The organism is Variovorax sp. PAMC 28711, assembly GCF_001577265.1.
GTDB lineage: Bacteria > Pseudomonadota > Gammaproteobacteria > Burkholderiales > Burkholderiaceae_C > Variovorax.
Genome location: NZ_CP014517.1, coordinates 1,684,097 through 1,699,521, shown reverse-complemented (window position 1 = coordinate 1,699,521; position 15,425 = coordinate 1,684,097). Strand labels below are relative to the sequence as shown.

Sequence of the window (15,425 nt, the reverse complement as noted above, 5' to 3'; positions counted from 1 at the left end):
CAGGCTTCAGTCGAGTTGCGCGCCGGACTTTTGCACCACGTCCTGCCATTTCGCCGACTCGGCCGCGATGAACTGCCCGAGCTTCTGTGGCGACGTGTCGGCCGATGCCTCGAGGCCCTGCGACGCGAACATCTGCTTGACCTTCGGTGAATTGAGCACTTCGGCGAAGACGCGGTTGAGTTGGGTCACGCGGTCCGCGGGCGTCCCGGCCGGCGCGACGATGCCGAAGAACACGCTCACGTCGTAGCCCTTGTAGCCCTGCTCCGCGATCGTCGGCACGTCGGGCAGCGCCTGCGAACGCGCGGCCGTGGTCACGCCCAGCGCGCGCAGCTTGCCGGTCGTGACGTAGGGCAGGGCGGTGAGGATGTCGGTGAAGGTCAGGCTGACCTGGTTGCCCAGCAAGTCGTTCAGGGCCGGGCCGGTGCCCTTGTACGGGATGTGCTGCAGGTCGGTGCCGGCCACCGAGTTGAAGAGCACGCCCGCCAGATGCGACGACGCACCGTTGCCCGAAGACGCATAGCTGAGCTTGCCGGGGTGCGCCTTGGCGTAGGCCACCAGCTCCTGTACGTTCTTCACCGGCAGGGCAGGGTTCGCCACCAGGATGTTCGGCAGGTAGCCGACCTGGATCACCGGCGCGAAGCTCTTCACGGGGTCGTAGCCGATCCTTCTGTAGAGGCTCTTGTTGATCGCCAGCGGGCCCGAGGTGCCGAACATCAGCGTGTGGCCGTCGGCCTCGGCGCGCGCCACGTAGTCCGCGCCGATGTTGCCGCCTGCGCCCGCGCGGTTCTCCACGATCATGGGTTGGCCGAGGCGGTCCTTCATCTCGGCGGCCAGCGTGCGCGCCATCGCATCGGTCGGGCCGCCGGGCGGGAAAGGCACGACCAGCATGATCGGCTTGGAAGGGAAAGCGTCCGCTGCATGGGCTGCGGGCAGGGCCGACAGGAGCGTGGCACAGGCGGCCAGCAGGAAGGTCGAGCGTTTCAAGGGATGTCTCCGTTCGTTATGGGTCAAAGGTCAGGCCAGTGCCGCAGCGTTGCGAGAGGCCGCGGCATTCCAGTCGGCGGGCATGGCATCGGGCGACAGCGGATCGCGCGGCAGCACACGGTGCAGCAGCACCAGCTGCGACCAGCGCAGGCGCGGCCCGGACCCGCCGCGCGCGGCCTCCCAGGCCATCGCGATGGCGCTGGTGCAGTGGTAGAGCGCCGATGCGGCCTGGCGGGCCAGCACGTCGCCGCCTTCGCGTGCTGCGGTTTCGGCGAGCGCGGCGGCGCGTGCCAGCGCACCGCGCAGGGCCTGCGCGAACGCGGGTGCAAGGGCTGCGTCGTCGAGCAGCGCCTTGCAGTGCGCGCGCAGCACCGGCAGCGAGCCTTCGCGCTTCACTGCACGAATGACGTCAAGCGCCACGATGTTGCTGGTGCCCTCCCAGATCGAGCCCAGGTGCGCGTCGCGCACCAGGCGGGGATCGCTCCACTCTTCGATGTAGCCGCAGCCGCCGCGCACTTCCATCGCGTCGCCGGTCACCTTGCGGGCATCGCGGCAGGCGCGGAACTTGACGAGCGGCGTCAGGATGCGCAGCAGCGCATAGGCATCGGGCTCGCCCGCATCGGAGCGTGCGAGGGCGAGCGCGGTCTGGCACACCATCGTGCGAGCCTGTTCGGCCGGCACGCGCAGCTTGTCGAGCTGGCGCTGCATCAGCGGCATCTGATCGAGCGTGCGGCCGAAGGCGCGGCGTTCCGAGGCGATGAACTCTGCCTCGGCCACCGCACGGCGCATCAGGCCTGCGGCGCGCACGCCGTTCGACAAGCGCGAGTTGTTGACCATGTCGGCCATTTGCACGAAGCCGCGGCCTCCCTCGCCGACCAGGAACGCGACCGCGCCTTCGAGCCGGATCTCGCCGCTGGCCATCGAGCGCGTGCCCAGCTTGTCCTTGAGCCGGATGATCCGGTAGGCGTTGGCGCTGCCGTCGTCCAGCACGCGCGGCAGCAAGAACAGCGACACGCCTTTCATGCCGGCGAGCCCGTCGTCGGCGCGCGCCAGCACCATCGCGAAGTCGGCGTCGGGGTTCGAGCAGAACCACTTGTCGCCGCGCAGGCGCCAGCTGCCGTCGGCCTCTCGATGGGCCAGCGTCGCGGTGGCGGCGATGTCCGAGCCGGCGGCCTGTTCGGTCATGAACATTGCGCCCTGTGCCAGTTCGTCGAAGTCGAGCGAGGTCAGGCGCGGCAGGTATTTGGCGACGAGCTCGGGCGTGCCGAACTTCTTCAGCGTGCGGGTCAGCGAGTCGGTCATCGACACCGGACAGCACAGACCGAACTCGGCCTGCACGAAGAGATAGGTCAGCACGTACTTGACCAGCGGCGGCATCTTGCCCTGCCAGCCCAGCGTCTCGTCGCGGTGCGACATCGCGGCCAGGCCGAATTCGCTCAGGGCCAGCCGTTCCATCTCGACGTAGGCCGGATGCTTGTTCACCCGTTGCCGGTCGATGCCGGTGCGGGTGCGCAGCGTGAGCGTCGGCGGGTTCCGGTCGGCGGTGTGGGCGAGCTCGTCGAGCGGACCGCCAGACAGCGCGCCCAGGCGCTCGAAGTGCGGCTGCATGTGGCGCAGCAGGTCGGCGGGCAGGTAGAGCGCGAGCAGGCGGTGCAGCTCGGTGTCGGTGCTGAACAGGTTCTGCCCGTGGCGGTCGGGCACGGGATGGCTGGCGCTGCCAGCGGCACTCGATGGCGCGGCGAAATCGGTCATGGTTGTCTCCTGATTCGCCGTCATGTTGAAAGCCGCGACGATTCTTGTCTAATATCGAATTGGTCTTGTTCGATCCGATATGCCTATCGTGAGGCGCTCCCCATGGAACTGCGACATCTGCGCTACTTCGTCGTGCTTGCCGAGGAACTGCACTTCGGCCGGGCCGCGCGACGGCTCGCGATTTCGCAGCCACCGCTGAGCGTCGCCATCCGCCAGCTCGAGGATTCGGTGGCCGCGCGGCTGTTCGAGCGCAACAGCAAGGAGGTGCGGCTCACGCCCGCCGGCGTTGCGCTGCAGGCGTCGGCACGCCGGCTGCTGCGGCAGGCCGAGGACGCGGCCACGGAGGCGCGTGACGTGTCGCAGGGCTCGGCCGGGCGCCTGCGCATCGGCTTCGTCGGCGCGATGCTGTATCGCGGGCTGCCACAGGCGCTGGCCCGCTTTCGTGCGGCGCATCCCGCGGTGCGCATCACGCTGGCCGAACTCAACTCGGGCGAGCAGATGACCGAGCTGTTGCACGACCGCATGGACATCGGCTTCGTCCACACCAGCCGCATGCCGGCCGAGCTGCGGCACATGCTGCTGCTGTCGGAACCCTTCGTTGCCTGCCTCCCGGCCGGCCACCGGCTGGCGCGGCGTCGCACCGTGTCGCTCGCCGGCCTGCGCGACGAGCCCTTCGTGCTGTTCTCGCGCAATGCCTCGCCCGACTACCATGAGCGGATTCTTTCGATCTGCGCCGATGCGGGCTTTCGACCCGAAGTGCGCCACGAGGTGCGGCACTGGCTGTCGGTGGTGTCGCTGGTGTCGCAGGAACTGGGCGTGGCGCTGGTACCCGACGCGATGCGCCATGCGGCGCTGCGCGGTGCGGTGTTCCGGCCGCTGGAGGAGGAAGTGGCGCGCTCCGATGCCTACGGCGTGTGGCGCGACGGGCCCGTCAACGTTCTGATCCAGGGCTTCCTGCAGGCGATGCAGACCGAGTCGGCTATCGCGCCGACGGCCTCAGATGGGTAACCGCGTCGAGCTCTTTACCTCTTCCATCACCGCATAGGTCCGCGTCTCCCGCACGCCGGGCAGTTGCCACAGCACGGTGCCGGCAAAGTCACGGTAGGCCGCCATGTCGGCCATCTTCGTCTTGAGGAGGTAGTCGAAACCGCCCGCGACCATGTGGCATTCCATGATCTCGTCGCGCACCTGCACCGCGGCCTTGAATTGGTCGAACACGTTGGGCGTGGTGCGGTCCAGCAGCACCTCAACGAAGACGGTGAAACCGCGGCCGAGCTTGTGCGGGTCGAGCCGTGCTTCGTAACCCTGGATGAAGCCGTCGCGCGTCAGGCGCTGGACGCGCGCGAGCACGGCGGTCGGCGACAGCGCGACGGCTTCCGCGAGCTTGAGGTTGGAAATCCGCCCATCGTCTTGCAGGATATTCAGCAGTTTGAGATCGATGCGATCGAGGTCGAGAAGGGCTGGCATGCCGAAGATTATCCGGCGTATATCTGTTTCTTTAGCGAGTAATTCGAAGACACAACACGGAAAGTAGCGACATCACCCAAGGACTCACCATGCGCCTGCCCACGCCCTATCGCCCCGAAGCCGACGTCGTCGCGCACCGCCTCGCCGCATTGGCCGACGCTCTCGACTGGGCCGCCGCCGCCGCCGCGGCCGCCGCGCCCTGGGTGCAGCAGGTCCGCAAGCACCCGCCGCCGTTCTGGGCGATGGAAAGCCTGTTGCGCGAGTACCCGATCTCCAGCGCCGAAGGCCTCGCGCTCATGCGCCTGGCGGAAGCGCTGCTGCGGGTGCCCGATGCCGAGACCGCCATCGCGCTCACCGCCGACCAGCTCGGGCGCGCTGATTTCGACGGCGCGGCGGATTCGGCGCTCTCGCGCCTGTCGTCGTCGGCGATCGCGATGTCCAAAAAATTCCTGCCGCACAACGAAGGACAAGGCGACCACCCGCCGGGCCTGATGGCCAAGCTCGGCGCCCGCACGGTCGTTGCCGCCACCTTGCGCGCGGTGCAGCTGCTCGGCCGCCAGTTCGTGCTCGGCCAGACCATCGACGAGGCGATGGGCGAGGCGCGGTCGGCGCACCGCAAGCACGCGGCGCTGCGGTTCAGCTACGACATGCTCGGCGAAGGCGCGCGCACCGACGCGGATGCGATGCGCTACCTGGAGAGCTACGTTCATGCGATCAATGCGATCGCGACGGGTGCCGACCGGACGGGTGCGCCAGAGCAGAACGACGGCATCTCCATCAAGCTGAGCGCGCTGCACCCGCGTTATGAAGACGCTCAGCACGCGCGCGTGATGCGCGAACTGGTGCCGCGCGTCTGGCCGCTGTGCCAGCTCGCGGCGGCATCGAACCTCAACCTCACGATCGACGCCGAGGAAGTCGACCGGCTCGAACTGTCGCTCGATGTCTTCGAGGCGCTGGCCGCGAAGGTGGCGGCCGAACTGCCGCAGTGGCGCGGCTTCGGCCTCGCGCTGCAGTCGTACCAGACGCGCGCGCTGGAACTCATCGACCACGTCATCGCCATCGCCCGCAAACACAAGCTGCGCCTCATGTGCCGGCTGGTGAAGGGCGCCTACTGGGACGCCGAGATCAAGCGCGCCCAGGAGCTCGGCCTGCCGCACTACCCTGTCTTCACCCACAAGCACCACAGCGACGTGAGTTACCTTGCCTGCGCGCGGGCGCTGCTGGCCGCGCCCGACGCCATCTACCCGCAGTTCGCCACGCACAACGCTGGCACCATCGCGGCCATCTTGCAGATGGCAAAGCGTGCGAATGCCCCGTTCGAGCTGCAGCGGTTGCACGGCATGGGCGAGGGCATCTACCGCGAGGTGATGAAAACGACGACCGCGCCGGTGCGCATCTACGCGCCGGTCGGCCAGCACAAGGATCTTCTGGCCTACCTGGTGCGCCGCCTGCTGGAGAACGGCGCCAATTCGTCTTTCGTGAACCAGCTCGGCGACGAGTCGATCGGCATGGACGAATTGCTGGTGTCGCCGCTCTGGTTCGACGCCGCCGAATCGTTCCCGCTGCCGCCCCGTTTGTATGGTCCGTCACCCGCGCGGCCGAACAGCACGGGACTGGACCTCACGGTCGAGCCGATGCGCGCACCGTTGTTCGCCGCCTTCGCGTCGACCCGCGTGCCCACTGTGCCGGAGGCCGATGCCGCGTCGGCCGACCGTGCCGTCGCCGCGAGCGCCGCGTGCTTCCGCACCTGGCGCAAGACGCCGGTCGCGGCGCGCGCGGCGATGTTGCGCGACGCGGCCGATGCGCTCCAGGCGGACTTGCCGCGCTTTTGCGCGTTGCTCGTGAAAGAAGCTTTCAAGACCTGGGGCGACGCCATCGCCGAGGTGCGCGAGGCGGTCGATTTCCTGCGCTACTACGCCGACGAGGCCGAGCGGATCATGCAGCCCGTCGCGCTGCCCGGTCCCACGGGAGAAAGCAACGAACTGCGCCTGACCGCACGCGGCCCGTGGGTCTGCATCAGCCCGTGGAATTTCCCGCTGGCGATCTTCATGGGCCAGGTGGCCGCCGCACTCGCCACCGGCAACACGGTGCTCGCCAAACCGGCCGAACAGACGCCCGCCGTCGCGCTCGAAGCCGTGAAGCTGCTGCAGGCCGCCGGTGTGCCGGCCGACGCCTTGCAACTGCTGCATGGCCCCGGCGAGACCGTCGGTGCGGCGCTGGTCGCAGCGTCCGGCGTGGCGGGCGTCGTGTTCACCGGCTCGACGCAGGTCGCGAAGATCATCCACCGAGCGCTCGCCGCGAAAGACGGCGCGATCGTCCCGCTGATCGCCGAGACCGGCGGCATCAACGCGATGCTGGTCGATTCGAGCGCGCTGCCCGAGCAGGTGGTCGACGCAGTGGTGCAGAGCGCGTTCCGCTCGGCTGGCCAGCGCTGCTCCGCGCTGCGCCTCCTGGTGCTGCACGAGCGGATCGCCGACCACGTGATCGAGATGATTCATGGCGCAGCCGGTGCGCTCGTCGCCGGCGATGCGAGTGAACTTTCCACCGACGTCGGTCCCGTGATCGACCGCGAGGCGGCCGACACGATCCACCGCCACCTCGAGCGCCTCGATTCGACGGCCAAGGTGCTCGTGGCGCCCGCCGGCCCGGCGTCGGCGGCGACGACCCTGATCGCGCCGCACGCCTACGAAGTGACATCGATCGACGATGTGAAAGCGGAGATCTTTGGGCCGGTGTTGCAGATCGCACGCTGGTCGGGCGATCCGGCCGACGCGATCGACCGCATCAACGCGCTGGGCTACGGCCTCACGCTGGGCATTCAGACGCGCATCGATTCGCGCGCGCAGGCGCTGGCGTCGCGGGCGCACGTCGGCAACGTCTACGTCAACCGCAACATCATCGGCGCGGTGGTCGGCGTGCAGCCTTTCGGTGGTGAAGGCCTGAGCGGCACCGGGCCGAAAGCCGGCGGGCCGCACTACCTCTACCGCTTTTGCGCGGAGCAGACGGTCACGGTGAACACCACGGCCGCGGGCGGCAACGCGGCCTTGTTGGCAGGGCTGGGCGCCCATTGAGCGGCGCGATACTCGCGCATTCACTTCACACGAGAACAAGCACCATGGCCATGTCCGAGCAAGAGAGCGTCGAATTCGTCAACCAGGTAGGCCAGGAGGCTTACGAACTCATCATCAACCGCCTGGCGGCGCTGGGCGAACTGCCGTTGCGCGAGCTGCTGCCCTCGGTGGTCGGCGCGACGAACGTCTGCCTGGCCAACGTGCTGCGTGTCGTGATCGAGCCGACGGCTCCGGCGGACCGCGCGGCGGTCGCCGAGCAGCTCGTGGCTTCCAGTACGCGTCAATTGCGTGGATTGCTCGAGCCGATCATCAAAGGCCCCAAGGCCTGAAAAGCGTTTCGCGCATAACCGTCTGCGCATCGCGCATAGGCACTGGCGCCGCGCCAGGGACAGGTCTATCGTTCAAACGATCCATCCACCCGAGGTTTCTTCATGAGCGAAAAACTGTCCTTTGTGAGTCCCACGCCCAACAGCCCGTGGGGCACTTACCTGCAACAGGTCGACCGGGTGATTCCCTACCTCGGCGACCTGGCGCGGTGGGCAGAAACGCTCAAGCGCCCCAAGCGCGCGCTCATCGTCGACGTGCCGATCGAGATGGACGACGGCCGGATCGCCCACTACGAGGGCTACCGCGTTCAGCACAACATGTCGCGCGGCCCGGGCAAGGGCGGCGTGCGCTTCCACCCCGATGTGACGCTCGAGGAAGTGATGGCGCTGTCGGCCTGGATGACGGTCAAGACCGCGGCGGTGAACCTGCCCTACGGTGGCGCCAAGGGCGGCATCCGCGTCGACCCCAAGAAGCTGTCGCAGAAAGAGCTGGAGAAGGTCACGCGCCGCTACACCAGCGAGATCGGCATCATCATCGGCCCGCACACCGACATCCCGGCACCCGACGTCAACACCAACGGCCAGATCATGGCCTGGATGATGGACACGTACTCGATGAACACGGGCGGCACCGCCACCGGCGTCGTCACCGGCAAGCCGCTGCACCTCGGCGGCTCGCTCGGCCGCGTGAAGGCCACCGGCCGCGGCGTGTTTGTCACCGGCCGCGAGGCGGCGCGTCGCCTCGGCCTGGACCTGCGCGGTGCGCGCATCGCGGTGCAGGGCTTCGGCAACGTGGGCTCGGTCGCGGCCGAGCTGTTCGTGGAAGCGGGCGCGATCATCGTGGCCGTCCAGGACCACACCGGCACCATCGTGAACGACAAGGGGCTCGACCTCGCCGGCCTGGTGCCGATCTCGCGCACCGCCGGCGGCGCGACGGCCTTCCAGGGCGGCGACGTGGTGCCCAACGCGCAGTTCTGGGACGTGCAGTGTGACATCCTGATCCCGGCCGCGCTCGAAGGCCAGATCAGCGCCGAGCGCGCCAAGAAGACCACCGCCAAGCTGGTGCTCGAAGGCGCCAACGGCCCCACCGTGCCCGAAGCCGACGACATCCTCGCGCAGCGCGGCGTGCTGGTCGTGCCCGACGTGATCTGCAACGCCGGCGGCGTGACGGTGTCGTATTTCGAATGGGTGCAGGATTTCTCGTCCTTCTTCTGGGACGAGGACGAGATCAACGTGCGCCTGGACCGCATCATGATGAATGCGCTCAACCACATCTGGGACACGGCCGACAAGCACAAGATCACCTTGCGCACCGCCACCTATGCCGTGGCCTGCGAGCGCATCCTGATCGCGCGCCAGGAACGTGGCCTCTACCCCTGAGCTGTCGAGGTGTTGGTCCGGGCGCCGGCGTGATCCGGCGGGTAGCATCCGGCTGTCCATGCCTCATTTCTTTTCCATGCGCCTTTTCGTTCGTTGTGCCCTGGGTTCGTTCGCTGTTGCATCGGTGCTCGCGCTCGCAGCCTGCTCGGCCACCGCGCCGCGCCGCGTTTCGTACGAACCCGAGGAGTTCGACTCCACCACCACGCACACCCGCAGCTACGGCGCGACCGAGGCGCAAACCTGCGAGGCCGCACGGCGCGCATTGCTGAGCCAGGGTTACATGATCACGGCGTCCAACGCCGACCTGGTCACGGGCCGCAAGAGCTTCCAGCCGGCCGCCGAGGTGCATGTCGAAGTGGAGTTCCGCGCGGTGTGCGCACGCGATGTGGGCAAGGGCAATCAGCGCAACACCATCGCCTTCGTCACCGCGCTGCAAGACCGCTACAGCCTGAAGAAAACCAACAATTCGGCCAGCGTGGGCGTTGGCGTGATCGGGTCCCTATCGCTGCCGTTTTCGTCGAGCGACGACGCGATGGTCAAGGTGGCCAGCGAAACCCTCACCGATGAGCGCTTCTACGATCGCTTTTTCAGCCTGATGGACCGCTTCATCACCAAGCCGGGCGAAGAACCGCCACCCGAGCCGATCACCGCGCCACCTGCGCCGGCCACCACCTATCCGGTGCCGACCTCGCCGAACCGGGGCTGAGTCAGCTCGCGGCGGCCTGCCGCAGTACCGCTTCGAGTTGTTCGGTGCTGAACGGCTTTTGCAACCAAAAGGTGCCCGGGATCGGCTCGGTGGGTCGCGGCCGGCCGGTCGCGAAGATCACGTGCATGCGGTGGGCGCCATCCGGCAGTCCCGCCACCAGGTCGTAGCCGGAGAGCGCGGGCAGACCGATGTCGGTGAGCAGGATGTCGAAGGCGCCGTCGATGAAGCGGTCGCGGGCGACCTCGGCGCTCTTCACGCCGGTGGCCCAATGGCCCAGCAGCTGAAGCAGTTCGACGGTCGAGGCCAGCGCAGCGGGGTCGTCTTCGACCACCAGCACGCGCAAGGCGGCCGGCGGGGCGTCGGTCGGGGAAGTCGTGGCGGTCATGCATCGACTCTAGGCCAAGCGGGCGCCGAACGCAGTCGCACACGCGGCGCAATCGCGTGTCAGCCTCCGACCCGATCGCCCGCGGCGCCCGTTCAGCGCACCAGCGTCGACTTGCCGAACAGGCTTTCGATCAGCTCTACCGCGATCTCGGCCGTCTGGTTGCGCACGTCGAGCGCGGGATTGAGTTCCACCACGTCGACCGAGCCGAGTCGGCCGGTGTCGGCCACCATCTCCATGCACAGCTGCATCTCGCGGTAGGTCGGGCCGCCGCGCACGCCGGTGCCGACACCGGGTGCGATCGCCGGGTCGAGGCAGTCGAGGTCGAAGCTCACGTGCAGGTGGGTGTCTTCGTCGACGTCCTGCAGCGCTTCGGTGAGCGTGTGGCGCATGCCGTGCTCGTCGATGTGGCGCATGTCGAACACGTTGAGGCCGAGCGTGCGAATCGCCTGCTTTTCGTCGGCGTCGACGCTGCGGATGCCGAGAAAGCGCAGCGCATCGGGCGTGAGCGCCGCGCGTTCGCCGCTCCAGCCAGTGAGCGCGGCGGGCCCGTGGCCCAGCAGACACGCCACCGGCATGCCGTGGAGGTTGCCGCTCGGGCTGGTGTCGCCGGTGTTGACGTCGGTGTGCGCATCGAGCCAGAGCACGCAGAGCTTCTTCTTGCGCCGGCGCGCGTGCCAGGCGACCGCGCTGATCGAGCCGATCGCCAGGCAATGGTCGCCGCCCAGCATCAGCGGGATGTGGCCGGCACCGAGTGCGGCGTCGACCGCGTCGTACACCGAGCGGTTCCAGGCGACCACTTCGTCGAGGTGCCGCAGGCCCTGATCGGGCGCTGTCCAGGGCGTGGCCGGGCCGGCGAGGTTGCCGCGGTCGAGCACCGCATAGCCGAGCCGTGCGAGCGTCTGCTGCAGGCCGGCCACGCGCAATGCGTCAGGTCCCATGCCGGCGCCGCGCACGCTGGCGCCGACGTCGGTGGGGGCGCCGATCAGTTCGAGAGTGGGTGCGGTCATGAGTTCTCTTTCATTCAAGCCAAAAAAGGCCGTCGTCCGGGTGGAAACACCGAAGCCGCGGGGTGCCCCTGGGCGCCTCTGCGCGCTATCCTGCCGGAACAACGAGACAGATCACAAGGAGACAACGGATGAATCACCTGAGCGGCCTCGACGCCACCTTCCTGCACCTGGAAACCCCCGAGATGCCCATGCACGTGGGCTCGCTCAACGTGCTGGACCTCCCCGAAGGCTACAAGGGCGATTTCTACGAGGACGCCAAGGCCTTCATGGCCGGACGCATTCACCTCGCCGACGTGTTCACGCGCAAGCTGGCGCTCATGCCGTTCGACTTGTCCAATCCCGTCTGGGTGCAGGACGAGGACATCGATCTCGACTACCACGTGCGCCACATCTCGCTGCCCCGGCCGGGCACCAATCGCCAGCTGCAGCAGTACGTGGCGCGGCTGCATTCCACGCTGATCGACCGCAGCCGCCCGATGTGGGAGTTCTTCATCATCGACGGCCTGCAGAGCGGGCAGGTCGCGCTCTACACCAAGGTGCACCACGCGGGCATCGATGGCCAGGCCGGCGTCGCGCTGGGCAAGGCGATCTTCGACCTCGCGCCCGAAGGCCGCGCCGTGCGCCCGCCGCGCCCCCGTGCGCGCAGCAACAACTACCAGCTCGGCATGGCCGAACTCGCGAGCGCGGCGCTGCGCAACACCGCGCAGCAATACGTGAAGCTCTTCAAGATGGCACCGGCCATTGGCCGCCTGCTGGGCAGCCTTGCCAAGCCGGCGGAGAAGGCCGCCGAAAAAGACGTGAAGACGGCGGCGAAGAAGTTCAACATCCTCGCACCGCGCACGCCGTTCAACGTGTCGATCACCAACCAGCGCACCTTCGCCGGCCGCACGATTCCGCTGGCCGAGACCAAGGCGATCGCCAAACATTTCGGCGTCACACTGAACGACGTCGTCATGGCCACGGTGGCCGGTGCGCTCAGGCACTACCTGAAAGACAGCAACGAACTGCCCGACAAGTCGCTGGTGGCCGGCGTGCCGGTGAGCCTGCGCGAAGCGGGGGACGAGACAGCCAATAACCAGGCCAGCATGATCCTGGTGGGCCTTGCGACCGACATCAAGGACCCGGTGGCGCGGTTGAAGGCGATCAACGCCTCATCGACGCAGTCGAAGTCGACGATGAACAAGTTCAAGGCCGTGATCCTCGACGACTTCCCGATGTTCGCGGCGCCCTGGCTGGTGTCGGGCGTGTCGTCGATGATCGGCCGCTCGGGGCTGGTCAACGTGATCCCACCGGTCGCCAACGTGGCGATCTCCAACGTGGCGGGCGCGCCGTTCCCGATGTACTTCGCGGGCGCGCTGGTCACTTGCTACTACCCGGTATCGATCGCCAGCCACGGCATGGCGCTCAACGTCACGGTGCAGAGCTACAACGGACGCATGGACTACGGCCTCATCGCCTGCCGCCGCGCAGTGCCCGACGTGACCGGCATCGGCGACTACATGCTGGCCGAGCACAAGACGCTGATGGATCTGATGAACGCTGCCTCAGCGCCGATCGCTGCCGTCGTGGCGCCCGCCGCACCGGCTGCTGCCGCGGCGCGCAAGAAGCCGGCAGCGCGCAAGACCGTCGCGAAGACGCCCGCCAAAAAGACGCCGGCCAAGGCAGCCGTGAAGAAACCGGCCGCGCCCAAGCCGGCGGCACAGAAGCCAGCGGCGAAAAAGGTGCCGGTCAAGCGCGCCCGCGCCACGGCCACCGCCTGAGCGCATGGAACGCCGCCAGAAAAATGGGGCAGTTGGACTAAGTTTCCGGCGCTTCTAGCTTTGTTCGACTAGCGCCCCGGGGAGAAGATCAGGCCATCGCATCCCGCGAACCCGTTCACTCTTCAAGGAAATCACCATGTCCACGCAAAACCTCTCTTCCGTCGCCGTCCACGTCATCGGTCAGTACAACGAAGCCGGCAAGACCCTCGTGAGCGCCTACCGCACCGGCGCACACCGCGTGCTCGGCGGCGTCGCATCGCGCTTCACCCGCGTGCAGAAGGCCACCGACTTCCTGGCCAGCCGCCTGGACATCGACACCAGCCGCGTCGTGAACGTGATGGACCGCGTCGCCGCCGCCAGCACCAACGGCATCGAAGCCGTCGCTGGCCGCGCTGCGCAAATCGAATCGCCGGTCGTGACCTCGGTGATGAACACCGTCACCACGCTGAACCTGCCGATCGCCACGCTGTCGGCCCAGCTCGCCGACAAGGTCGCCGAAGGGGCCAAGGCCATCGAAGTGCGCGTGAGCGGTACGACGCCCGCCAAGGTGGTGCGCACCGTCAAGGCCAAGGCCAAGACGGTTCGTCGCGCTGTCCGCAAGGCCGTCTGATCCACCGGGCGCGGGTCGCTTTTTTTCGGTATCCAACAAAGGGACAACGCATGGCGACTCGCCCGGATCGAACGGTCGGACTGAAGAAGGCGCCGGCCAGGAAGTCGGCAACACGAAAGACTGCGGCGGGGAACAAAGCCGTTGCAGCCCCTGCCGCCAAGAAGACCGCCGAAGGCCTGCTGCGCGCAGGCCTGAAGGCGCTGGGTAGCGTGCGCGACGACGTCGCGCGCCGTCAGCACAACGTGATCGAAGGCCTGCTTGGCATCCAGAAGGCCGACGCGCCGCGCGCCTTCCCCGGGCTCGACACCTTCGGCATCCGAAAGTTCGAGGACGTGTTCGACCAGCGCGTCGCCACCGCCCTGCAACGGTTGGGCATGCCGACGGCCGACGAGGTCCAGGCGCTGCGCGACGAAGTGCGGCAGCTTCGCCAACAGCTCGCACGGACGACGGCGCCCGATGGGGTGCCCGCCCCGAAGCGCAAGCGCTGAGCGAGCGTGGCCACGCCCAGCACCCGCGATCGCATCCTGCTGACCAGCCTCGCGCTGTTCAATGCAGAAGGGCTGGCGGCGGTGTCGACGCACAAGATCGCGGCCGAAATGGGCATCAGCCCGGGCAACCTGCACTACCACTTCAAGGCCAAGCAACTGATCGTCGAATGGCTGTTTCGGCGCTTCGAACAACGGCTCGACGGCTTGAACGGCTCGTCGACCCCGATCACCGCGATCGACGACCTGTGGCTTGCGCTGCATCTGCGCTTCGAGGCGATCAACGAGTACCGGTTCATCTATCGCGACATGGCGTTCCTCGCGAGCGAGTACCCGGCGCTCGGCCAGCGGGCGCAGGACCTGACCGCGCAGAACCTGCTCGCCGCGCAAACGCTGTGCGAAGGCCTCGTGGCATCGGGCGTCATCGAAACCAGTGCCGAGCAGGCACGCATTCTGGCACTCCAGATGGTCTTCACCACCACCTGCTGGCTCTCCTTCGAGCGGCTCGTGCCGGGGCGCGATGCGCTGGCGCAGGCCGACCCCGGTCTCGCGGCTTTCTACACACTCACGCTGGTTTCTCCCTACGTTTCCAGCGAATCGAGGGCTTACCTCGATTACCTGCGCGGCAAATACCTCGGATAAACAAAGCCGCTGTCCCACTTGGGCGCGCCGACCGGCCCCGCATCCTCACCCCGATCCATAGGAGAGATTCATGTCCACTGCCACCCACCCAGAGATCGCCCCGCCGTCGCGCCTGCTGCTGCTCGGCGAAGTCCGCGCGCTGTGGGAAACCGGTGCAGGCATCGCCATGTGGCCGCTGCTCCAACTCACGCCGCGCGGAGATGGTCATCCGGTGCTGGTGCTGCCGGGGCTGGTCGCGAGCGACTCGTCGACCGGTATCCTGCGCCGCTACCTCAAGAGCCGCGGCTACGACGCGCACGGCTGGGGCCTCGGCCGCAATCTTGGCCCGCGCGAAGGCGTCGAAAGAGGAATGGTCGCCCTGTTGCAGAAGCTCAACGACGAGAGCGGGCAGAAAGTCAGCGTGGTGGGCTGGAGCCTCGGCGGCGTCTACGCGCGGATGCTGGCAACGGCGCATCCGCATTTGGTGCGCAACGTGATCACGCTGGGCAGCCCGTTTTCCGGCAGCCCGAGGTCGACCAACGCCTGGCGCGTGTATGAAGGCGTGAGCGGCCAGAGCGCCGAGGACCCGAAGCGCATGAAGCACGTGAGTCCGACGCCGCCGGTGCCGACCACCTCGATCTTCAGCCGCACCGACGGCGTCGTCGCCTGGCAATGCAGCGTCGAGAAGAATGGCCCGCAGGCGGAAAACATCGAAGTGATCGCCAGCCATATCGGGCTCGGCGCACACCCAGCCGTGCTCTACGCGCTGGCGGACCGCCTGGCACAGCCGGAAGACGACTGGAAGCCCTTCAATCGCACGCTGCTCGGGCCGCTGGTGTATCCGGACCCGCTTCGCAAGGGCCGTTGACCC

General features: G+C 67.8%; 15 protein-coding genes. 10 read left to right on the top strand and 5 right to left on the bottom strand.

Annotated features, from left to right (window positions below; translation table 11 throughout):
* Positions 1–6 precede the first annotated feature (6 nt).
* Positions 7–984 carry a Bug family tripartite tricarboxylate transporter substrate binding protein gene (locus AX767_RS08465; protein ID WP_068630385.1) on the bottom strand — a complete coding sequence of 326 codons (978 nt, stop codon included), beginning with the start codon at positions 982–984 and terminating at the stop codon, positions 7–9.
* A 30-nt stretch (positions 985–1,014) separates the two neighbouring features.
* Entirely contained in the window at positions 1,015–2,736 is a 1,722-nt protein-coding gene (locus AX767_RS08460) for an acyl-CoA dehydrogenase family protein (protein ID WP_443082769.1), read from the bottom strand.
* Between the two features lie 102 nt (positions 2,737–2,838).
* Here AX767_RS08460 and AX767_RS08455 point away from each other — a divergent pair, with 102 nt between their 5' ends.
* A complete protein-coding gene (locus AX767_RS08455; protein WP_068630381.1) occupies positions 2,839–3,744 on the top strand; it encodes a LysR family transcriptional regulator in 906 nt (301 codons plus the stop codon).
* On the opposite strand, the gene AX767_RS08450 is transcribed toward AX767_RS08455, so the two are convergent.
* The gene (locus tag AX767_RS08450) at positions 3,733–4,203 is read right to left on the bottom strand and encodes an Lrp/AsnC ligand binding domain-containing protein (RefSeq protein ID WP_068630378.1); all 471 of its coding nucleotides are present in this window, start codon (positions 4,201–4,203) and stop codon (positions 3,733–3,735) included. The two genes, AX767_RS08455 and AX767_RS08450, sit on opposite strands and share 12 nt — an antisense overlap.
* Before the next feature lie 89 nt (positions 4,204–4,292).
* Between AX767_RS08450 and AX767_RS08445 the strand changes: the two genes are divergently transcribed.
* The 4 genes from AX767_RS08445 (at position 4,293) to AX767_RS08430 (ending at position 9,686) form a co-directional block, all read left to right on the top strand.
* A complete protein-coding gene (locus AX767_RS08445) occupies positions 4,293–7,274 on the top strand; it encodes an L-glutamate gamma-semialdehyde dehydrogenase (protein WP_068630376.1) in 2,982 nt (993 codons plus the stop codon).
* A gap of 44 nt (positions 7,275–7,318) precedes the next feature.
* Positions 7,319–7,603 (top strand): hypothetical protein, encoded by a 285-nt coding sequence (locus AX767_RS08440; protein ID WP_068630375.1) that lies wholly within the window; start codon positions 7,319–7,321, stop codon positions 7,601–7,603.
* Between the two features lie 102 nt (positions 7,604–7,705).
* On the top strand, positions 7,706–8,980 hold the full coding sequence (locus AX767_RS08435) for a Glu/Leu/Phe/Val family dehydrogenase (protein ID WP_068630373.1): 1,275 nt from the start codon (positions 7,706–7,708) through the stop codon (positions 8,978–8,980).
* Positions 8,981–9,056: 76 nt separating this feature from the next.
* A complete protein-coding gene (locus AX767_RS08430) occupies positions 9,057–9,686 on the top strand; it encodes a DUF2242 domain-containing protein (protein WP_237288597.1) in 630 nt (209 codons plus the stop codon).
* A 1-nt stretch (position 9,687) separates the two neighbouring features.
* Here the strand turns inward: AX767_RS08430 and AX767_RS08425 are convergent, their stop codons facing one another.
* Positions 9,688–10,071 (bottom strand): response regulator, encoded by a 384-nt coding sequence (locus AX767_RS08425; protein WP_068630367.1) that lies wholly within the window; start codon positions 10,069–10,071, stop codon positions 9,688–9,690.
* Between the two features lie 92 nt (positions 10,072–10,163).
* A complete protein-coding gene (gene rocF / locus AX767_RS08420; RefSeq protein ID WP_068630363.1) occupies positions 10,164–11,078 on the bottom strand; it encodes an arginase in 915 nt (304 codons plus the stop codon).
* Positions 11,079–11,206: 128 nt separating this feature from the next.
* Between rocF and AX767_RS08415 the strand changes: the two genes are divergently transcribed.
* The 5 genes from AX767_RS08415 (at position 11,207) to AX767_RS08395 (ending at position 15,422) form a co-directional block, all read left to right on the top strand.
* On the top strand, positions 11,207–12,838 hold the full coding sequence (locus AX767_RS08415; protein ID WP_068630358.1) for a WS/DGAT/MGAT family O-acyltransferase: 1,632 nt from the start codon (positions 11,207–11,209) through the stop codon (positions 12,836–12,838).
* A 136-nt stretch (positions 12,839–12,974) separates the two neighbouring features.
* Positions 12,975–13,448, top strand: coding sequence for a hypothetical protein (locus AX767_RS08410; protein WP_210392587.1), 474 nt, complete (start codon positions 12,975–12,977; stop codon positions 13,446–13,448).
* Positions 13,449–13,498: 50 nt separating this feature from the next.
* Positions 13,499–13,936, top strand: coding sequence for a phasin family protein (locus AX767_RS08405; protein ID WP_068630355.1), 438 nt, complete (start codon positions 13,499–13,501; stop codon positions 13,934–13,936).
* Positions 13,937–13,942: 6 nt separating this feature from the next.
* Positions 13,943–14,575, top strand: coding sequence for a TetR/AcrR family transcriptional regulator (locus AX767_RS08400; protein WP_068630354.1), 633 nt, complete (start codon positions 13,943–13,945; stop codon positions 14,573–14,575).
* A 70-nt stretch (positions 14,576–14,645) separates the two neighbouring features.
* On the top strand, positions 14,646–15,422 hold the full coding sequence (locus AX767_RS08395; protein ID WP_068630353.1) for an esterase/lipase family protein: 777 nt from the start codon (positions 14,646–14,648) through the stop codon (positions 15,420–15,422).
* The last annotated feature ends 3 nt before the right edge of the window (positions 15,423–15,425 follow it).